The organism is Prosthecomicrobium pneumaticum (assembly GCF_014199915.1).
In the GTDB taxonomy this organism is placed as follows: Bacteria; Pseudomonadota; Alphaproteobacteria; order Rhizobiales; family Kaistiaceae; genus Prosthecomicrobium; species Prosthecomicrobium pneumaticum.
In genome coordinates this window covers 116,555-134,845 of sequence record NZ_JACHOO010000003.1, presented here as the reverse complement: position 1 = coordinate 134,845, position 18,291 = coordinate 116,555, and the positions used below count along the sequence as shown (strand labels likewise).

General features: G+C 70.1%; 17 protein-coding genes and 1 pseudogene. 8 read left to right on the top strand and 10 right to left on the bottom strand.

What is annotated here, in order from left to right; translation table 11 throughout:
* Positions 1 to 5 precede the first annotated feature (5 nt).
* A complete protein-coding gene (locus GGQ63_RS07705) occupies positions 6 to 506 on the top strand; it encodes a MarR family winged helix-turn-helix transcriptional regulator (protein WP_183855362.1) in 501 nt (166 codons plus the stop codon).
* Positions 507 to 633: 127 nt separating this feature from the next.
* The gene (locus GGQ63_RS07700; RefSeq protein ID WP_183854357.1) at positions 634 to 1,524 is read left to right on the top strand and encodes a DMT family transporter; all 891 of its coding nucleotides are present in this window, start codon (positions 634 to 636) and stop codon (positions 1,522 to 1,524) included.
* A gap of 47 nt (positions 1,525 to 1,571) precedes the next feature.
* Here GGQ63_RS07700 and GGQ63_RS07695 read toward each other — a convergent pair.
* Positions 1,572 to 2,471 (bottom strand): annotated as a pseudogene (locus tag GGQ63_RS07695) (NAD(P)-dependent oxidoreductase); the annotation flags it as partial.
* 81 nt (positions 2,472 to 2,552) lie between these two features.
* On the opposite strand from GGQ63_RS07695, the gene GGQ63_RS07690 reads away from it, so the two are divergent.
* The 4 genes from GGQ63_RS07690 (at position 2,553) to GGQ63_RS07675 (ending at position 6,245) form a co-directional block, all read left to right on the top strand.
* Positions 2,553 to 3,632 carry a LacI family DNA-binding transcriptional regulator gene (locus GGQ63_RS07690; protein WP_183854353.1) on the top strand — a complete coding sequence of 360 codons (1,080 nt, stop codon included), beginning with the start codon at positions 2,553 to 2,555 and terminating at the stop codon, positions 3,630 to 3,632.
* 32 nt (positions 3,633 to 3,664) lie between these two features.
* Positions 3,665 to 4,633 carry a 2-hydroxyacid dehydrogenase gene (locus GGQ63_RS07685; protein WP_183854351.1) on the top strand — a complete coding sequence of 323 codons (969 nt, stop codon included), beginning with the start codon at positions 3,665 to 3,667 and terminating at the stop codon, positions 4,631 to 4,633.
* Between the two features lie 46 nt (positions 4,634 to 4,679).
* Positions 4,680 to 5,321: a 2-dehydro-3-deoxy-phosphogluconate aldolase gene (locus GGQ63_RS07680; protein ID WP_183854349.1), complete on the top strand. Its 642-nt coding sequence runs from the start codon at positions 4,680 to 4,682 to the stop codon at positions 5,319 to 5,321.
* Between the two features lie 81 nt (positions 5,322 to 5,402).
* On the top strand, positions 5,403 to 6,245 hold the full coding sequence (locus tag GGQ63_RS07675; protein ID WP_183854347.1) for a tellurite resistance TerB family protein: 843 nt from the start codon (positions 5,403 to 5,405) through the stop codon (positions 6,243 to 6,245).
* Between the two features lie 110 nt (positions 6,246 to 6,355).
* On the opposite strand, the gene GGQ63_RS07670 is transcribed toward GGQ63_RS07675, so the two are convergent.
* From GGQ63_RS07670 to GGQ63_RS07650, 5 genes are all read right to left on the bottom strand, one after another.
* On the bottom strand, positions 6,356 to 7,378 hold the full coding sequence (locus tag GGQ63_RS07670) for a DUF4167 domain-containing protein (RefSeq protein WP_183854345.1): 1,023 nt from the start codon (positions 7,376 to 7,378) through the stop codon (positions 6,356 to 6,358).
* Between the two features lie 376 nt (positions 7,379 to 7,754).
* Positions 7,755 to 8,660 (bottom strand): peptide chain release factor N(5)-glutamine methyltransferase, encoded by a 906-nt coding sequence (gene prmC / locus GGQ63_RS07665; RefSeq protein WP_183854343.1) that lies wholly within the window; start codon positions 8,658 to 8,660, stop codon positions 7,755 to 7,757.
* A gap of 11 nt (positions 8,661 to 8,671) precedes the next feature.
* Positions 8,672 to 9,754, bottom strand: a complete 1,083-nt coding sequence (prfA, locus tag GGQ63_RS07660) for a peptide chain release factor 1 (protein ID WP_183854341.1) — start codon at positions 9,752 to 9,754, stop codon at positions 8,672 to 8,674.
* A gap of 14 nt (positions 9,755 to 9,768) precedes the next feature.
* Positions 9,769 to 12,036: a phosphoenolpyruvate--protein phosphotransferase gene (gene ptsP / locus GGQ63_RS07655; protein WP_183854339.1), complete on the bottom strand. Its 2,268-nt coding sequence runs from the start codon at positions 12,034 to 12,036 to the stop codon at positions 9,769 to 9,771.
* Between the two features lie 118 nt (positions 12,037 to 12,154).
* Positions 12,155 to 13,408 (bottom strand): aspartate kinase, encoded by a 1,254-nt coding sequence (locus GGQ63_RS07650; RefSeq protein WP_183854337.1) that lies wholly within the window; start codon positions 13,406 to 13,408, stop codon positions 12,155 to 12,157.
* 169 nt (positions 13,409 to 13,577) lie between these two features.
* Between GGQ63_RS07650 and ubiG the strand changes: the two genes are divergently transcribed.
* Complete coding sequence (ubiG, locus tag GGQ63_RS07645; RefSeq protein ID WP_183854335.1) at positions 13,578 to 14,315, top strand: bifunctional 2-polyprenyl-6-hydroxyphenol methylase/3-demethylubiquinol 3-O-methyltransferase UbiG; 738 nt, start codon at positions 13,578 to 13,580, stop codon at positions 14,313 to 14,315.
* A 99-nt stretch (positions 14,316 to 14,414) separates the two neighbouring features.
* Here the strand turns inward: ubiG and GGQ63_RS07640 are convergent, their stop codons facing one another.
* The 4 genes from GGQ63_RS07640 to GGQ63_RS07625 all read right to left on the bottom strand — a co-directional run bounded on the left by GGQ63_RS07640 (position 14,415) and on the right by GGQ63_RS07625 (position 17,970).
* Entirely contained in the window at positions 14,415 to 15,191 is a 777-nt protein-coding gene (locus GGQ63_RS07640) for a class I SAM-dependent methyltransferase (RefSeq protein ID WP_183854333.1), read from the bottom strand.
* A 274-nt stretch (positions 15,192 to 15,465) separates the two neighbouring features.
* The gene (locus tag GGQ63_RS07635; protein WP_183854331.1) at positions 15,466 to 16,167 is read right to left on the bottom strand and encodes a Crp/Fnr family transcriptional regulator; all 702 of its coding nucleotides are present in this window, start codon (positions 16,165 to 16,167) and stop codon (positions 15,466 to 15,468) included.
* A 79-nt stretch (positions 16,168 to 16,246) separates the two neighbouring features.
* The gene (gene aroB / locus GGQ63_RS07630) at positions 16,247 to 17,368 is read right to left on the bottom strand and encodes a 3-dehydroquinate synthase (RefSeq protein ID WP_183854329.1); all 1,122 of its coding nucleotides are present in this window, start codon (positions 17,366 to 17,368) and stop codon (positions 16,247 to 16,249) included.
* Complete coding sequence (locus tag GGQ63_RS07625; RefSeq protein ID WP_343061112.1) at positions 17,365 to 17,970, bottom strand: shikimate kinase; 606 nt, start codon at positions 17,968 to 17,970, stop codon at positions 17,365 to 17,367. The genes aroB and GGQ63_RS07625 overlap by 4 nt, the downstream gene beginning before the upstream one ends.
* A gap of 160 nt (positions 17,971 to 18,130) precedes the next feature.
* Here GGQ63_RS07625 and GGQ63_RS07620 point away from each other — a divergent pair, with 160 nt between their 5' ends.
* Positions 18,131 to 18,289 carry a histidine kinase gene (locus GGQ63_RS07620; protein WP_183854325.1) on the top strand — a complete coding sequence of 53 codons (159 nt, stop codon included), beginning with the start codon at positions 18,131 to 18,133 and terminating at the stop codon, positions 18,287 to 18,289.
* Positions 18,290 to 18,291: the final 2 nt, after the last annotated feature.

Genomic DNA, 18,291 nt, shown 5'->3' with positions numbered 1-18,291 from the left:
CGGACATGGCCTTCAACCATCGCAAGACCATCACGCATCGTTTGACGCAGACGGCACGCGCCGCGCGGGTGCGGTCGGGCGGGCATCTGTCGCGGATCGGCCTCCATCCCGGCCAGGAGAGCGTCCTGAAGGCGCTCGCCGAGGAGGACGGCCTGTCGATGAGCGGCCTTGCCAACACACTCGCCGTGCAGCCGCCGACCGTCACCAAAATGGTGAGCCGGCTCGCCGCGCAGGGCTATGTCGAGCGCCGCGCCTCGGCGGGCGACGGCCGCCAGGCGCACGTCTTCCTGACCCAACTCGGCCGCGACACGATCGGCGAGGTCGACCGCAGCTGGAAGCGGCTCGAGAAGGAGGCGCTCGCCGGCATCGACGAGAAGGACGTCAAGCGCCTGCGCAAGCTCCTGCGGCAGATCGAGCGGAACCTTTCCGTCTCCCCCGAGCCGGAGGGGCCGGCCGAGCCCGAGGATGCGGACGAGACGCCGCCGCTCGTCGGCGAGCCGGCGTAGCGGAACCTGAGGCGGCGCGCTTCCGTTTCCGGACTTGCGGGGAGTCGGGCGACGCGAGAAGGCTGGCCGGGTCCGCCGCGACTCTGCTAAGACCCGATCATTCCCCCCGCTTCTCCCCGGAGCGCCGATGTCTCCCCCTGCCGACGACGCGGCGCAGCGCTTGCGCGGCGTCGTCCTGATCTGCCTCGCCTTCTTCCTGTTCTGCTTTCTCGATACGTCCGCGAAGTTCGCCGGGCGCGAAATTCCCGCGCTCGAGGTGGCCTGGTTCCGCTTCGCCATCCATGCCGTCCTCGCCTTCGCGGTGATGCGGCCCTGGCGCGACTGGTCGATGCTCGCCGCCCGCCATCCGCTCCTGCAGACGCTGCGGGCGCTCGGCCTGCTCGGCTCGACGGTCTTCAACTTCTTTGCCCTGCACGAATTGCAGCTCGCCGACACGACCTCGATCGGGCTGTCGACGCCGTTTTTCATCGCGGCGATCGCCGGGCCGCTGCTCGGGGAATGGGCCGGCCCGCGCCGCTGGGCGGCGATCGTGGTCGGCTTCGTCGGCGTCATCGTCGTCATGGCGCCGGGCACGGACGGCTTCCGGCCGGCGATGCTGTTCACGCTCGGCAGCGTACTCTCCTACACCTCCTATGCCCTGCTGACCCGCATGCTGTCGGCCCGCGAAACGGCGTCGAGCCTGCTTTTCTGGTCGGCGCTCGGCCCGGCGCTCGCGCTCACGCCCGCCGTGGCGCCGATCTTCGTCGTGCCGCCGGCCGATCCGGGCCTGTGGCTCGCGCTTCTGATCACCGGCGTCGCCGGCATGGTCGGCCATTCCTTCGTGATCCGTGCGCACACCATCGCGCCGGCGCCGGTGCTCGCCCCCTTCGCCTATACGCAGCTCGTCTGGATGATCCTCGCCGGCTGGCTGGTTTTCGGCGACGTACCGCACACCCGCACCCTCGCCGGGGCGGCGATCATCGTCGCATCGGGCCTTTACCTGCTCTATCGCGAGCGGGTGCGAAAGGTCGGCCTCTGAACCGCGCGAGGGGGCCGGAGCGCACGAGCGCGCCGGCCCGCACGGCCTCAGTCGAGCTTGGTGCCGTTCGCCGCGGCGATGAAATCGGCGAGCATGGGCACGAACTTCTCCGCGCCACCGGCAGCCGCGAAGGCGGCGAAGCTGTTCTTCGAGGCCGCGCCGAGCGGATTGGCGATGCCGGCGGCATCGGCCATCGCGCCGAGATAGCGCAGGTCCTTGTAGGCGTTCGAGACGGTGAAGCGGTGGGCGTTCTCGTCCCGCTCCATCACCCATTTCATGAAGGTGTCGTAGAAGCCGGAGCGCATCCGGCCCTGGCCGATGACCGAATGGAAGACGTCCTTGGAGATGCCGACCTTGGCCGAGAGGGCGAGCGCCTCGGCATAGAGCGCGGCATAGCCGAGCGAGATGAAATTGTTGATCAGCTTCATCCGGTGGCCGGTGCCGACCGGCCCGACATGGACGATGGTCGCGGCCCAGCAGGCGATCAGCGGCTCGACCGCGGCGAAGGTCTCGTCATCGGCCCCGACGAGCGCCTGCAGCGTGCCCGCCATCGCACCGGCCGGCGTGCCGCCGAGCGGGGCGTCGACGAAGCGGCCACCGGCCGCCTCGATCTCCCTGGCGAGCACGTCGGTCGAGGTGGGCTCGGCGGTCGAGCAGTCGATCACCACGAGGCCGGGCTTCATGCCGGCGAGGATGCCGTCGGCGCCGCGCACCAGCGCCTCGATCTGCGGCGAGCCGGTGACACAGAGGAAGATCGCATCGCAGCGGCCGGCCATTTCGGCCGCCGTCTTCGCCTCGCCGGCGCCGAGCGCGATCAGCCGCTCGAGCGGCTCGCGGTTGCGATGCGCCATGCCGATCAGCGCATTGCCCTTCTTCAGGAGGTTCGTCGCCATGCCTTCGCCCATATAGCCGAGGCCGATGAATCCAACCGTCTTTCCGCTCATGCCGTTCTCCTCCTCGGGGGGCTTTTCGGTTTTGCGGGACGATAGATTGGTCTATGGGGAAAGGACAGGGTGAGCCGGACACGGATGGCGGAAACCGACGAAAAGCGGCGCGTGGCCGACGCGGAGGCGGAGCGTCTCACCGCGGCGCCCGGCCGTGCGCTGACCTTGCGGGCGCTCGCCGACCGGCTCGGGGTCTCGACCGCAACAGTGTCGCTCGCGCTGCGCGGCTCGGATGTCGTTGCCGAATCGACGCGCAAGCGCGTCCAGGCGCTCGCCGACGAGCTCGGCTACATCGCCAACCGCTCCGCGGCGAGCCTGCGCACCGCGCGCACCGACATGGTCGGCATCGTCGTCCACGACGTGCTCAACCCCTATTTCGCCGAGATCTTCCGCGCGCTCGAGGCGGAGCTCAACGCGCAGTCGCTGTCGATCATGATCTGCAATCACGGCGACGACATCGAGCGGCAGCGCACTTTCGTCGAGACGCTGCGCCAGCACCGCGCCGACGGTCTCGTGATCTGCCCGGCGGTCGGCACGACGGTGGAGGAGCTCGACCGCATCGCCCGGAGCGGCATGCCGGTCGTCTCCGTCTGCCGCGAGGTCGGCGGCGCGGCGATTCCGACGGTGCGCGGCGACGATCTCGCCGGCGCCTTCATGCTGACCGATCACCTGATCGAGGAGGGGCACCAGCGGATCGCCTTCGTCGGTGGCCGGCGCGCCTCTTCCGCGGGTCGCGAGCGGCACGAGGGCTGGATCGCGGCGCAGCGCGACGCCGGCATCGAACCGGATCCGGCGCTCGACATCGCCGAGGCGATGACCCAGCCGGGCGGCCGCGACGCCGTACCGAAGCTCCTGTCCCGCCGCGAGCGGCCGACGGCGGTGTTCGGCTTCAATGACAGCGTTGCGCTCGGCCTAATGGCGGCGTTGCGGCGGGCCGGTGTCGAGCCGGGCCGCGACATCGCCGTCGGCGGCTATGACGACACCGACGCCGCCGCCTGGGCGACGCCCTCGCTCACCTCGGTGTGGAACGCTCCGGAGCCGATCGGCGCCGCGGCCGCCGACCTGTTGCGCCGCCAGATCGGCGGCGAGCGGGTCGGCGCCGAACGCCTGCTCATCGAGCCCGAACTGCGCATCCGCGAATCGACCCGGCCGCCGCGCGGCTGAGACCCCTCGAAGAACCCCGAAAGAAGGACACCATGTCGAAGCCGGAAATCCTCGTGCTCGGCCGCCTGCGGCCTCCCGCCATTGCTGCGCTCGAGGCGCATTTCACGCTCGTCCAGCCGGATCCGGGCATCGCGCCGGGCGAGGCCGTCGCCGCGACCGGCGACCGCTTCCGCGCAATCGCCTGCAACGGCGCGCGCATCGACGAGGCGGTGTTCTCGAAGCTGCCCCATCTCGCCATCGTGGCGAGCTTCGGCGTCGGCTACGACAATGTCGACGCGGCCGAGGCCGGCCGGCGCGGCGTGATCGTCACCAACACGCCGGACGTGCTGACCGAAGAGGTCGCCGACACGACGCTCGGCCTGCTCCTCATGACGGTGCGCGAACTCTCCGCCGCCGAGCGCCACCTGCGCGCCGGCAAGTGGCTCGAGGGTCCCTACCCGCTGACCAAGGGCACGCTGCGCGACCGCAAGGCCGGCATTGCCGGGCTCGGCCGCATCGGCAAGGCGATCGCCCGCCGGCTCGAGGCGTTCGGCGTGCCCGTCGTCTATCACAGCCGCCGTCCCGTCGAGGGCGTCGCCTACCCGCATTATCCCGATCTCGTCGCGATGGCACGCGACGTCGACACGCTGATCAGCGTCATGCCGGGCGGACCGGCGACCGAAAAGAAGATCGGCAAGGCGGTGCTCGAGGCGCTCGGCCCGCGCGGCGTGCTGATCAATATCGGCCGCGGCACGGTGGTCGACGAGGCGGCGCTCGCCGAGGCGCTCGCCAGCCGCACCATCCATGCCGCCGGCCTCGACGTGTTCGCCCGCGAGCCGCACGTTCCCGAGGCACTGCTCGCCGCCGACAATGCCGTCCTCCTGCCGCATGTCGGCTCGGGCTCCGAGCACACCCGCGACGCCATGGGCCAGCTCCTCGTCGACAATCTCGTCGCCTGGTCGGAAGGCCGGCCGCCGGTGACCCCGGTCGCCGAGACGCCCTTCACCGCCTGGCGCGGCTAGCGCAGACTCCCGTCGCATCCTCCTTCCGCCCTTTGCGAGAGCGAACATGCCGCAGAACCTCGACCGCCTGACGCCGATCCTCAAAGCCGCCCCGGTCGTCCCGGTGCTGATCATCGAAGACTTCCACACCGCGGTGCCGCTCGCCCGCGCGCTGGTCGCCGGCGGGCTGACGGCGATCGAGGTGACGCTGCGCACGCCCGCCGCGCTCGACTGCATCAAGGCGATCGCCGCCGAGGTGGAAGGCGCCCATGTCGGCGCCGGCACGATCCTCGACGCGCGCCAGATGGAAGCCGCGGTGGCGGCGGGCTCGACCTTCATGGTCAGCCCCGGCGCCGGCCCCCGCCTGATCGAGGCGGCGGCGGACTGCCCGGTGCCGCTGCTGCCGGGCATCGCCACCGCCGGCGAAGCGATGACGCTCCTCGAAGCGGGCTATCGGGCGATGAAGTTCTTCCCGGCCGAGCCGGCGGGCGGCGCGCCCTATCTGAAGGCGCTCGCCTCGCCGCTCCCCGAAGTGATGTTCTGCCCGACCGGCGGAGTGAGCCCGAAGAACGCTGCGGCCTATCTGGCGCTTTCGAACGTGGTCTGCGTCGGCGGCTCGTGGGTCGCTCCGGCCGAGGCGGTGCGGGCCGGCGATTGGGACGGCATCACCGCGCTCGCCCGCGCGGCGGCGGCGCTGCGCTCCGCCTGACGCATCCTTGATCGGGCCGCCCTTGTCGCGGTCGGTGTCGCTGCCTACCTCCGGCATCGACCATCCGACCAGGAGAGCCCGATGATCGACGCCAAGAAGCTCCTCGACCAGTTCCTCGGCTCCGGCAATGCAGCCGGACCGTGGGGCGGACAGGACCGCCGGCCGTCCGGCGGAGCGGCCGAAGGCGCCGGCGGCCTCGGCGGCATGCTCGGCGGGCTCGGCTCCGGCCTCGGCGGCGTTCTCGGCCAGAGCGGCGGCGTCGGCGGCACGATCGGCAAGGTGCAGGATTACGCGCGGCAGAACCCCCTTCTCGCGGGCGCGCTCGCCGGCGGGCTCGCCTCGGTTCTGCTCGGCTCGAAGGGGGGCCGCAAGCTCGCCGGCGGCGCACTCAAATATGGCGGCATCGCCGCCGTCGCCGGCCTCGCCTACAAGGCCTATCGCGACTACCAGGCCGGCCAGCAGGCCGAGGCCCGGCCGGCGCCGGCGAATGCTGCGACCGCCAGCGAGCCCTTGCTCCTGCCGCCGCCCTCCGATTCGCCCTTCGCGACAGCCAATGCGCCGCAGGGCGAGGCGAACTTCGCGCTCGCGCTCGTCTCGGCAATGGTGGCGGCAGCGAAGGCCGACGGCCATGTCGACGAGGCGGAACGGCAGGCCATCCTCGGCCGGCTGTCGGAAGGCGGCCTCGACGCGGAGGAACAGGCCTTCCTCGCGCGCGAACTGTCGGGGCCGGCCGACATCGACAAGATCGTCGCCGCGGCGCGCACCCGGGAGCAGGCGGTCGAACTCTATGCTGCGGCGCTGATGGCGATCGTGCCCGACCATCCGGCGGAGCGCGCCTGGCTCGCCATGCTCGCCGCCCGGCTCGGCCTCGAGCCGGACCTCGCCGCGACGATCGAACGGACCGTCGCGCAGGCGGCAGCCTGACGGAGCGGCGCAGAGCGCCGCTTCAAAACGGGCGCCGCGGCGCTCCTTGACCGGCCTCCCCCTTCCCTCGGACGGGCGAAGGGCGAGGCCGGAAACGGTCTTCGAAGGGCCTACTCTTCCGCGGCGACCTCGACCGCGCCTTCGGGCGTCTCGCCCTCGGCATCGGCCTTGCGGCCGCGGCCCCGGCCGGCGCGCCGGCGGCGCGGACGGATGCCGGTCTCTTCATCCTCAGCGGCGGCGACGGCCGGAACCTCCGGCTGCGCCGGACCGAGATCGAGCTGAGGCTGAGGCGCGGGGGCTTCGGACGCGAAGGCCGCCGCCGGGGCGGCCGCGACGGGCTCAGGGGGAGCAGCGGCGGCGGGCGCGGACGGCGCCGGGTCGCCCGTCACGAAGCGGGGCAGCTGCGCGACGTCCTCGGGCGCCGGCTGGGCGGTGCGCTCGCGCGGCTCCTGCCGCTCGCCGCCCTGTCGCTCGCCGCGCGGCTCGCTGAAGCGGGCCGGGCGTTCGCCCTGCGGCCGGTCGCCGCCCGAGCGGCCCTCGGCGCCATAGCCGCGGTCGTTCTGGTTGCGGTCGCGGTTGCGGCCCTCACGGTTGCGATCGAAATTGCGCCGGTCCTCGCGAGGGGCGCGGTCCTCGCGAGGCCCGCGGTCCTCGCGCGCCGGACGCTCGGCGCGTTCGGACTGGTCGCGCCAGCCGGACGCCATCTGCGGCTGCGGGCCGCCGCCGGGATGGCCGCCATTACCGTTGACATAGCCCTGCGGTTCGGCCGCCACGTCCGGCTCGGGCCGGCCGAAGCGATCGGAGAAGCGGTCGTCCTCCTCGCCGATGTCGTCGTCCTCGTCCTCATAGGGACGATAGCCGGGCTGCGGGTTCTGCGCCTGCTGCAACGCCGCCTGCGCGGCCGAGATCATGCGGAAATAGTGTTCGGCGTGCTGGAGATAGCTCTCGGCCATCACCCGGTCGCCCGACGCCTGCGCATCGCGCGCCAGCGTCACGTATTTCTCGGCGATATGGAGCGCCGTTCCCCGGATCTTGACGTCAGGCCCGTTGCTTTCATAGCTGCGGGTCAGCGGATTCGGTCCCTTGCCGCGGTTTCGGCCGCGCATCCGCTTGTTCTGCTGTCCTGGCCTCATCGATATACTCTTGTCTGAGGCGGCGGGGGGTTGATGGTGATCCCCACGGTCGCCCGAACGCCGGCCAAGCCGGCACCTTCGCTCATCGGCGAATCGCCGAGTCCGCGCGAATGATTCGCCCGCTTCCTGCAGGAACCGCACCGGCTCGAAGGCCGCCGGGCTCGACTGCCCGTCAGGCGGGACTGTTTTCAGCCCCACGCTGCACCGAGAAGACTCAGGCGAGAAACCGCAGGATCCATCCCGGCCCCGGGACGCATCGACCTCTTACGGTGATCCCTTGCCGCGCCGACCCCCCAATTCCGGCTCACGACGCATCGTATCGGCCTGCGGCGAAGCGGAAACTAGCGGGTTCGCCGGCCTTTTCCAAGCGTCAATTTCAGTCTGCGGCAAGGTTTCGGCCGCGCTGCAGCACCACCACCCGGTCGTGCCCCGCAAGGTCGCGCCGCACCGCAGCGGTGAAGCCGAGCCCGCCGGCGATGCGCCGGAGACCTTCGGCCTGATCGGCTCCGATCTCGAAGAAGGCCACGCCTTCGGGAGCCAGAAGCCGATCGAGCGTCGGAATGATCCGCCTGTAGGGGGCGAATCCGTCCGATCCGCCGTCGAGGGCCGCCGCCGGATCGTGCTCCCGCACCTCTCGCGGCAGCGCAGCGATCTCGTCGGACCTTATATAGGGCGGATTGGAGAGAATGTAATCGAAGGAACCGCCGAGCGCCTCCGTCCAGTCGCCGCAGATGAAGAATGCGCGGGATCCGACGCCGTTCCGCCGCGCATTCGCCGCGGCGATGCGGGCCGCGCCCTCCGACCGGTCGACGCCGAGACCGATGGCGTCGGGCAGTTCCGACAACAGGGCGACGAGGATGGCGCCGGACCCGGTGCCGAGATCGGCGAGCCGGAGCGGCGCCGTCCGGCCCGGCCCGGAATCGATCCGCGCGAGGGCCGCCTCGACGAGGGTCTCGGTATCGGGGCGCGGCTCGAGCGTGTCCGGCCCGAGGCCGAAATCGAGCCCCCAGAACTCGCGCCGGCCGAGAATCCGCCCGACCGGCGCCCCCGCGACCCGGCGCGCGACGACCGTCGCGACCTTCTCGCGCTCGGCGATGCCGACCGGCCGCCACTCCTCGGCGACCAGTTCGGTCGCGGAAAGCCCGAGCGCCTCGGCGACCAGGAGCCGCGCGTCGAGCGCGGCGGGGACGATGCCCGCCTCGGCGAGCCGCCGTGCCGCGACGCGGCGCAGCGCCCCGAGCGTCGCCGCCGCAGCGTAGGCGTCCGCCTCGGGTCCACTCATCGCGCCGGCCCTCACCCGCCCTCGTCGAGCGCGGCGAGCAGGCTCGCCTGATGCTCGGTGATCAGCGGGTCGATGACGTCGTCGAGCGCGCCGCCCTCGAGGATCTCGGGCAGCCGGTAGAGGGTGAGGTTGATGCGGTGGTCGGTGACGCGCCCCTGCGGGAAATTATAGGTGCGGATCCGCTCCGATCGGTCGCCCGATCCCACCTGGCCGCGCCGGTCGGCCGCGCGGGTGGCGGCGAGGCGCTCGCGCTCGAGCTCATAGAGGCGGGCGCGCAGGATCTGCATCGCCTGGGCGCGGTTCTGGTGCTGCGAGCGCGAGGCGGCGACGATCACGATGCCGGTCGGCAGATGGGTGACGCGCACCGCCGTATCGGTGGTGTTGGCGTGCTGGCCGCCCGCCGAGGAGGCCCGCGTCGTATCGACGCGGATGTCCTCGGGGCGGATCTGGAAGTCCACCTCTTCCGCCTCGGGGAGCACGGCGACGGTCGCCGCCGAGGTGTGGATGCGGCCGCCCGATTCGGTCGCCGGCACGCGCTGCACGCGATGCACGCCCGATTCGAACTTCAGCCGGGCGAAGGCGCCGACGCCCTTCACCTCGGCGACGACTTCCTTGTAGCCGCCGGCCTCACCCTCGCTCTCGGACATCACCTCGAGCCTCCAGCCTTTCAGCGCCGCATAGCGCTGATACATGCGGAAGAGATCGCCGGCGAACAGCGCCGCCTCGTCGCCGCCGGTACCGGCACGGATCTCGAGGATGGCGCTCTTCTCGTCGGCCGCATCCTTCGGCAGCAGGAGGAGCCGCACCTCACGGGTGAGCCGCTCGATCGTCTCGTCGAGCGCCGCCCGCTCGCTGCGGGCGAGTGCGGCCATCTCGGCGTCATCGCCCTCGATCAGCTCGGCGAGCGCGGCGCGCTCGTCGATCGCGGCGCGCAGTGCGGCGATCGCCTCGACCACGGGCGCGAGTTCGGCGCGCTCCTTCGACAGCTTGATGAGGTTGTCGGGATCGGTCGTCGCCCCGAGCTTGGCGTCGACCAGAGCCGCGCGCGCGACGAGCGCGTCGATCTTGTCGGAAGGCAGGCCGGCAGGCAGCATGGCGTTCGCGCCGCTCAGAGCGGCACGCCCTCCGTTTCGGCGAAGGCGGCGAGCGCCCCCCGCAACACATCGTCGCCCTCGTGCGAATCGAGGGCGGCGTCGACCCGGGTCTTCAGCCGCCCGAGATCGAGCGCCAGCAGCATCTGCTTCACCGGACCGACGGAGGCCGGCGACATCGACAGCGAGCGATAGCCGAGCGCGGCGAGCACCATCGCCCCGATCGGCCGGCCGGCCATCTCGCCGCACAGCGTGATCGGCTTGCCGGCCTTGTCGGCGGCGCGCGCGACGAGGCGAAGCGCCCGCAGGAACGGCCGCGACAGGATGTCGAAGCGGCCGGCGACATTGGTATTGCCGCGGTCGCTCGCCGTCATGAACTGCAGCAGATCGTTCGAGCCGACCGAGACGAAATCGGTCTCGGCCATCAGTTCGTCGAGCTGGAACAAGAGCTGCGGCACTTCGACCATCGAGCCGAGCAGGACCCGCGTCGGCTCTTCATGGCCGTGCCGGCGCAGATGCTCGATCTCGCGGTCGAGCAAAGCGCGGGCCCGGCGCAACTCGTCGACCTCGGTCACCATCGGCAGCATGACGCGCAGCTCGCGGCCGGCCGCGGCACCGAGCAGGGCGCGCAACTGCATGCGCAGCAGGCCCGGGCGGTCGAGACCGAGCCGGATCGCCCGCCAGCCGAGCGCCGGGTTCTCCTCCGTGAAGGTGCGCATATAGGGCAGCACCTTGTCGCCGCCGATGTCGAGCGTGCGGAAGGTCACCGGCCGGTCGCCGGCGGCATCGAGGACGGAGGCGTAGAAGGCGCGCTGGTCCTTCATCCGCGGCATGGTCGATGCGACCATGAACTGCAGTTCGGTGCGGAAGAGGCCGATCCCTTCCGCGCCCGATTCGGTGAGATGCGGCAGATCGACCATCAGGCCGGCATTCATCAAGAGGCGGACCTCGACGCCGTCCCTGGTGACCGCCTGCTTGTCGCGCAGCAACCGGTACTGCGCCTGCCGGCGGGCGCGGAAGCGCACCTTCTCGGCATAGGCCGCCTCGACATCGACGGGCGGACGCAGATGCGCCTCGCCGGTGTCGCCGTCGATGATGATCGCATCGCCGTTCTCGACCAGCGAGACGACGTTCTCCGCCCGGCCGATCGTGGCGATGCCGAGCGCCCGCGCAACGATCGTCACATGGCTGGTCGGGCCGCCTTCCTCGAGCACGAGGCCGCGCAGATGGTCGCGGTCATAGTCGAGCAGCTCCGCGGCACCCATGTTGCGGGCGACGAGGATGCTGTCCTTGCGCATCTGCCGCCGCTCGCCGCCGGCCTCCTTGCCGATCAGCTCGCGCAGCAGCCGGTTGGCGAGGTCGTCGAAATCGTGCAGCCGCTCGCGCAGATAGGGATCGGTCTGACGCTGCAGGCGGGCGCGCGTATCGCTCTGCACCTTCTCGACCGCCGCCTCGGCGGAGAGGCCGTTGCCGATCGCCTCCTCCATCCGCCGCACCCAGCCGCGGTCATAGGCGAACATGCGATAGGCCTCGAGGATATCGCGGTGCTCGCCGGCGAGCGCGATGTCGTCGCGGGACAGCATGTCGTCGACCGACAGCCGGAGCGAGGCGATCGCCGCCTCGAGCCGGCGGATCTCGCGCTCGGAGTCCTCGGCGATGAGCGCGGTGACGACGACACGCGGCTCGTGCAGCACGACATGGCCGAGGCCGATGCCCTCGCAGAGCGGCACGCCCTTCAAGGTGATCGGCCGCTTGAGGTCGAGCGAGGTGCCGGGCCGGGCGAGTCCCTCCAGCTCGCCGACGGCGAGCATTTCGGCGAGCACCATCGCCGTCGTCTGCAGCGCCTCGACCTCCTCGTCGAAATAGGTGCGGTGCGAGCGGTTCTGGACGACGAGCACGCCGAGCGTGCGCCCGGCGCGCAGGATCGGCACGCCGAGGAAGGAGTGATAGATTTCTTCGCCGGTCTCCGGCAGGTAGGCGAAGGCGGGATGCGACTGGGCGTCCGGCAGGTTGAGCGGCCGGGCGTCGGCCGCGATCAGGCCGACGAGACCCTGGCCGACCCGAAGGCCCGCCTTGTGCACGGCCGAGCGGTTGAGGCCCTCGGTTGCATAGAGCTCCAGCACCTCGTCCGACCGCAGCACATAGACCGAGCACACCTCGGCGACCATGTTCGCCGCGATCTGCGCCACGATCTTGTCGAGCCGGTCCTGGGCGCTGATCGGCTCCGCCATGATCTCGCGGAGGCGACGGAGCAGAACGCGCGGGCCGGCAAGGGAACCCCGCATGACCATAATCCTCGGACGCTCCGAATCGGTGCGGCCTTGCTGTCCTCAACTCGTGGCATGAGTCGGGGCGATGGGGAACGGCCGGCTCGCGCCGCCGGCCGTAACGTCCACTCGGCGACTAGGCCGCGTCGAGCCCGTATAGGGAATGCAAGGTGCGGACCGCAAGCTCGGTGTAGGCCGAATCGATCAGGATAGAAATCTTGATCTCCGACGTCGTGATCGCGCGGATGTTGATCCCCTTTGCGGCGAGGCCACGGAAGGCCATGGCCGCGACGCCGGCATGGCTCCTCATGCCCATGCCGATCACCGACACCTTCACGAGGTCCTTCGAGCCCTGCAGGATGCGGTATCCGATCGCATCCTTGGCGCCCTCGAGCACCTTCAAGGCGCGGTCGTAATCGGCGACCGGCAGGGTGAAGGTCATGTCGGTTGTCGAGCCGTCCTCGGAGACGTTCTGGACGATCATGTCGACATTGACGCCCGCTTCGGCGAGCGGCCCGAACACCGCGGCGGCGACGCCCGGCTTGTCGAGCACCTGGCGAAGCGAGATCTGCGCCTCGTCCTTCGAATAGGCGATGCCGGTGACGACCTGCTTCTCCACGATCTCGTCCTCGTCGCAAATGAGCGTTCCGGGCGGCAGATTGCCGACCCCGATCTGCGGCGCATCCGGCGGATCGAAGCTCGACCGCACGAAGACCCGCACATTCCTTACCATGGCGAGCTCGACCGAGCGCACCTGCAGCACCTTGGCGCCGAGCGAGGCCATTTCGAGCATCTCCTCGAAGGAGACGCGGTCGAGCCGCCTCGCTTTCCCGACGATGCGCGGGTCCGTCGTGTAGACGCCGTCGACGTCGGTATAGATGTCGCAGCGGTCTGCGCCGATCGCCGCGGCGATCGCCACCGCGCTGGTGTCCGAGCCGCCGCGGCCGAGCGTTGCGATGCGATTGTCGGGGCCGAGGCCCTGGAAGCCGGCGATCACCGCGACCTGGCCCTGCTTCAGCCGCTCGACGAGCAGCGAGCCGTCGATGTCGACGATGCGAGCCGCGCCGTGCGCCGCATCGGTGCGGATCGGGATCTGCCAGCCCTGCCAGGAGCGGGCGTTGACGCCCATCTCCTGCAGCGCGATGGCGAGGAGGCCGGAGGTCACCTGTTCGCCCGACGCGACGACGGCGTCATATTCGCGCGCATCGTGCATCGGCGCCGCGGCGCGGGTCCAGGCGACGAGTTCGTTCGTCTTGCCGGCCATCGCGGAGACGACGACGGCCACCTCGTGCCCCGCATCGGTCTCGCGTTTGACGTGACGCGCCACGTTCCGGATGCGGTCGATGTCGGCGACGGAAGTGCCGCCGAATTTCATCACCAGACGGGCCATGATCGTCCTTCGGAGGGGCAGTCGGCAGGAGTTTTCGCCGGCGCCATCCGCCGGCGGGGCGCATCAATAGCGGCTCGCCCGTTTCGGGGCAATCGGCGGCTTCGCGGCGCCTTGACTTCGCCGCATGCCGACCCGACCCTCTCGTCAAACAGGAGCGCCCATGCCCGGGATGGCGGAACAGACGACGGTCGACGCGGCCGAGATCGCGCATTTTTCGGCGATGGCCGCCGACTGGTGGAATCCCGACGGCAAATTCGCGCCGCTGCACCGGCTCGGACCTCTGCGGCTCGGATTCATCAAGGAGGAGGTCGCGACCGTTTTCGGCCGCAGCGCGACCGCCGCCGATGCGCTCGAGGGACTCCGCGTGCTCGACATCGGCTGCGGCGGCGGCCTCGTCGCCGAGCCGCTCACACGGATGGGCGCGACCGTGGTCGGCGCCGACGCCTCGCCGGAGAATATCGGCATCGCCCGGGCTCACGCCGCGGAGAGCGGTCTTTCGATCGACTACCGCGCGACGACGGCGGAGGCCCTCGCCGCGGAAGGCGAGCGCTTCGACGTGGTGCTCGCGCTCGAGATCGTCGAGCACGTCGCCGACGTCCCGCTCTTCGTCTCGGCCTGCGGCGCGCTCGTGAAGCCGGGCGGGCTCGCGGTGTTCTCGACGATCAACCGGACGACGAAGGCCTATCTGCTCGCCATCCTCGGGGCCGAGCGGGTACTGCGCTGGCTGCCGCCGGGCACCCACAGCTACGACAAGCTCGTCCGCCCTGCCGAACTCGCCGCTGCGATGGCCTCGGCCGGCCTGACGCCGCGGGCCGAGACCGGCGTCGTCTTCGATCCGCTCCGCAGCGCATGGAAGCGCTCGGCGGACATGGACGTCAACTACATGATGGCGGCGGTGAAGGGCTGAGCGGTCGGACCGGGCCAGTCCGTCTTCGTCCGCCTGCGGCCGGCTGCGCAGAGCATCGACCACAATCGTAACCGTAGCCCCCGCTCGTCGACGGTCGAGTCAATCCACGGCCCCGTGATCGTCGATCGCGCGACGACTGGCGAACAAGCCCCAGCTCATGCCTGCCGGCCGGTACTCCGCGACGGCGCGCCTTCGTTCCGCGATCGTCAGGCCGTTCAGCTCGCTGTAGTCGAAATGAAGCGCCTTCTGCAGATCTTCGAGCGCGACTGTCTCTGAAAAAACGTGCGTTTCGTGAAAGAGAGCGGCGAGCCGCCTCGATACTCCAAAATGAACGAAATCATGAAACTCGATGATCAGATCATGATTTTCGAGCTTCCGAACGACCTCGGCATCGAAAATCTCCTGCTCATGCCCCTCGGCGTCGCAAACGATCAGACAGCGGCCATCGAGATCGAGATCCATGAGCGCCTGGGCGTCGCAAAGCCCGCGAATCTCGATTCGCTCGGCGACACCGTTCAGCGCTGCCATGGCCGCCAGGCGCTCTCGAGCGAACGGCTCGACTTCAAATGCGATTATCTTTGCGGTTGGAAATCTTAGAGCCAGCCCGACGGCATAATATCCCTCGGCGGCACCAATATCGATGATGGCATCATAGTTTAGATTGGAGATCTGGTCTATCCAAGGATGAATCTCCTTTTCGTAGCTGCCCACGAGCTTCGGGATAAGAGTGCTGCCCCAAGCGGTCTCATTGGGATAGATCAACCCCTTGAAGGGTCCATGCAGCACCGAAAGCAAGGGCGAGATACGACGGGCCAAGAGCTTATAGGCCTGCTGATCGCCTTCTGCAGTCAGGCTTCTACGCCCGATTTCCGCCAATGCGACCACCTTGCCAGCCCGTCGCCAGAAAAGATCATAGGCCTTTGGCGATCGCCCCGACCGTATGATCGCGTCCCGCAGATACCCTCGTAAAGAACCCGGCATCCCTCGCCCCGCGAAGCCCTCATGCGACCCATGATCCTTGGAGGAGCAGCGGGAGTCGACCAGATTCGGAAGAACCGGCGCGACCAGTCGGCCTATGTTGCGCGGACGGTCAAGCCATTGCCGAAACGAGGGGCCGAAGACGCAAGGCCCGGCGTGGTGGTCGATCCGACTACCCCGCCTGCGCCTGCACGTCCGCCACCGTACGGCGGTTGGCGGAGACCAGCTTGCGGGCGAGCGCCTCGCCGATCACCTCGTGGATCACCGCCGAGACCTCGGCATTGTCGCGGCAGGCCTGCGCGAGCCGGTCGCGGTTGAGCGCGATCAGGCGGACCGGGCCGTCGGCGACCACCGTCGCCGTCGCCGAGATGCCGGTGAGGAAAGAGATCTCGCCGACGAATTCGCCGCGGCCGATCGCCCCGACGCGCACACCGTCGACCTCGACCCGCGTGCGCCCCTCCATGATCAGGAAGAAGGCCTCGGCCGGCTCACCCTGCCGGGTGAGCGCCTCACCCTCGCCGAGCGTCCATTCCTCGCCGAGCGCGACGAGCTGGGCGAGGCCCTCGTCCTTCATGTTGGGCAGCGCGGTGCGCAGGAGATGGCCGCCGCTCGCCAGATTGACCATGCGGCGGGCGCGCAGAAGGTCGGCGAGCCGGTAGAGATTGATCGCGACGAAGACGAGATCCCAGGCGATGCCCGACCACAGATAGCTCGTCAGCATCGAGAAATAGACGATCTCGAACAGAAAGGAGACGATGACGAGGATGCGCAGCCAGTAGATGTTGGTGACGAAGAAGGAGATCGCGAGGATCAGATAGGAGAGATGGGCCGGCAGGTCGTACCAGCCGCCGAAGGTCGCCAGAATGTCGAGCATGAGGCCTCCCCGCCGCGGCGCCCGCGCCGCCTCGGGATGAAGCGTGGACCGGAGGAAGGCGGCTGGCAAGCGGCGGCGGTCACACCTCCTCGAGCCGCTCCGCGAGGAAGCCGCGCACCGCCTCGGGCGGGACGTCGCGCGCGATGAAGGCCTCGCCGACGCCGCGGGTGAGGATGAAGGTGAGCGTGCCGCGCGTCACCTTCTTGTCCTGCGCGATCAGCGCCATCAGCCGGTCGGCATCCGGCAGGCCGCCGGCGATCTCGCCGAGCGTGGTGGGGAGGCCGACCGCGGCGAGATGCGCCTTCACCCGCCTTCCGTCGTCCGGCGAGCAGAGGTTCATACGGGCCGAGAAATCATGCGCGAGCACCATGCCGATCGCCACGCCCTCGCCGTGGACGAGCCGGTCCGAATAGCCGGTCGCCGCTTCGAGCGCGTGGCCGAAGGTGTGGCCGAGATTGAGGAGGGCGCGGTCGCCCGTCTCCTTCTCGTCGCGGGCGACGACGGCGGCCTTCGCCCGGCAGCTCACCGCGACCGCGTGCTCGCGCTCCGGCCCGCCGGCGAAGATGCCGCGCCAGTTCTCCTCGAGCCAGGCGAAGAAGGCGGGATCGTCGATCAGCCCGTATTTCGCGACCTCGGCATAGCCGGCACGGAATTCGCGCGGCGACAGCGTGTCGAGGAGGCCGGTATCGGCGAGCACCAGGTCGGGCTGATGAAAGGCGCCGACGAGGTTCTTGCCCTCCGGCGTGTTGATGCCGGTCTTGCCGCCGACCGAGGAATCGACCTGGGCGAGCAGGCTGGTCGGCAGCTGGACGAAGCGCATGCCGCGCCGCGCTACGGCCGCCGCGAAGCCGGCGAGGTCGCCGACCACGCCACCGCCGAGCGCCAGCACGAGATCGCCGCGCTCGAGCCGGCCGGCGAGGATCGCCCGCACGACGGCCTCGAAATGGGAAAAGCTCTTGGTCGATTCGCCGGGCGGCACGACGACCGGCACATGGCCGATGCCGGCCGCATCGAGGCTCGCGGCGAGCGTGGGCAGATGCAGGCGGGCGAGGTTCTCGTCGGTGACGATGGCGACCCGCGCCTTCGGCATGCGGGACGCGATCTCGGCGCCGGCGGCGGCGAGAAGGCCGCGGCCGATCAGGATGTCGTAGCTGCGGTCGCCGAGCGCGACCGGAACGGTGATCGGGGCGGCGAACGTCATGACCCGGTTCCGGCAGCTTCGGCTTCGAGGAAGGCGATGATGCCGGCGATCACCTGGTCGGCGACGAGATCATGGGCGATCTCGCGCGATTCGATCGTCACGTCGGCCTGCGCATAAACGGGATAGCGCTCGTCCATCAGGCGCTTCATCGTCGCCTCCGGGTCGTCGGTCTGCAGGAGCGGCCGGTTCGAGCGGCGGCGCACCCGCGCCATCAGAACCGGCAGTTCGGCCCGCAGCCAGACCGACACGCCCCCTTCGGCGATCGCGATCCGCGTCTCCTCGCTCATGAAGGCGCCACCACCGGTCGCGATCACCTTCGGGTGGCCGTCGAGCAGACGGCGGATCACCCGGCGCTCGCCGTCGCGGAAATAGGCCTCGCCATGCGTGGCGAAGATCTCGGGAATGGTCTGCTGGGCGGCGCGCTCGATCTCGGCGTCGGCGTCGGCGAATGCGAGGCCGAGCTTCACCGCGATGCGCTTGCCCACCGATGTCTTGCCGGCCCCCATCAGGCCGACCAGCACGATCGCCCGCGGCCCCAAGAGCCGCAGCAGGGTCGCGGCCTGTGCCCCGTCCTCCGTCGCCGCCGCCTGTCCTTCGCTCACGCCGTCGCCTCTCCTCGCTCGGGCGGAGCTTGAGCCGAAGACGGCATTCGAAGTCAAGCGTATGACAGAGACGCGCCGGGCAGCCATGCACCGGCGGGCCCTTGCCTTGGCGGCGCGGCTCGGGGACAAGCGGAGACACGAGGCCCTGCACGAGATCCGGATGCCGACGCTCTTCCGCTTCCTGTCGATCTGCGCCGTTCTCACGGTGAGCGGCTTCGCGCTCGTCTTTTCGCTCGCCCATTTCGTCCGGCCGAACGAGCGGGAGATGACCGTGCGGGTCTCGACCGAACGCCTGCTGCAGGCCCCGACGCAGGAGTGATC

Bases quoted from the DNA above. Each gene is read 5' to 3' on its own strand.
- GGQ63_RS07705 (WP_183855362.1), top strand. From the start codon at position 6: ATGGCCTTCAACCATCGCAAGACCATCACGCATCGTTTGACGCAGACG.
- GGQ63_RS07700 (WP_183854357.1), top strand. From the start codon at position 634: ATGTCTCCCCCTGCCGACGACGCGGCGCAGCGCTTGCGCGGCGTCGTC.
- GGQ63_RS07690 (WP_183854353.1), top strand. From the start codon at position 2,553: ATGGCGGAAACCGACGAAAAGCGGCGCGTGGCCGACGCGGAGGCGGAG.
- GGQ63_RS07685 (WP_183854351.1), top strand. From the start codon at position 3,665: ATGTCGAAGCCGGAAATCCTCGTGCTCGGCCGCCTGCGGCCTCCCGCC.
- GGQ63_RS07680 (WP_183854349.1), top strand. From the start codon at position 4,680: ATGCCGCAGAACCTCGACCGCCTGACGCCGATCCTCAAAGCCGCCCCG.
- GGQ63_RS07675 (WP_183854347.1), top strand. From the start codon at position 5,403: ATGATCGACGCCAAGAAGCTCCTCGACCAGTTCCTCGGCTCCGGCAAT.
- GGQ63_RS07670 (WP_183854345.1), bottom strand. From the start codon at position 7,378: ATGAGGCCAGGACAGCAGAACAAGCGGATGCGCGGCCGAAACCGCGGC.
- prmC (WP_183854343.1), bottom strand. From the start codon at position 8,660: ATGAGTGGACCCGAGGCGGACGCCTACGCTGCGGCGGCGACGCTCGGG.
- prfA (WP_183854341.1), bottom strand. From the start codon at position 9,754: ATGCTGCCTGCCGGCCTGCCTTCCGACAAGATCGACGCGCTCGTCGCG.
- ptsP (WP_183854339.1), bottom strand. From the start codon at position 12,036: ATGCGGGGTTCCCTTGCCGGCCCGCGCGTTCTGCTCCGTCGCCTCCGC.
- GGQ63_RS07650 (WP_183854337.1), bottom strand. From the start codon at position 13,408: ATGGCCCGTCTGGTGATGAAATTCGGCGGCACTTCCGTCGCCGACATC.
- ubiG (WP_183854335.1), top strand. From the start codon at position 13,578: ATGGCGGAACAGACGACGGTCGACGCGGCCGAGATCGCGCATTTTTCG.
- GGQ63_RS07635 (WP_183854331.1), bottom strand. From the start codon at position 16,167: ATGCTCGACATTCTGGCGACCTTCGGCGGCTGGTACGACCTGCCGGCC.
- aroB (WP_183854329.1), bottom strand. From the start codon at position 17,368: ATGACGTTCGCCGCCCCGATCACCGTTCCGGTCGCGCTCGGCGACCGC.
- GGQ63_RS07620 (WP_183854325.1), top strand. From the start codon at position 18,131: ATGCCGACGCTCTTCCGCTTCCTGTCGATCTGCGCCGTTCTCACGGTG.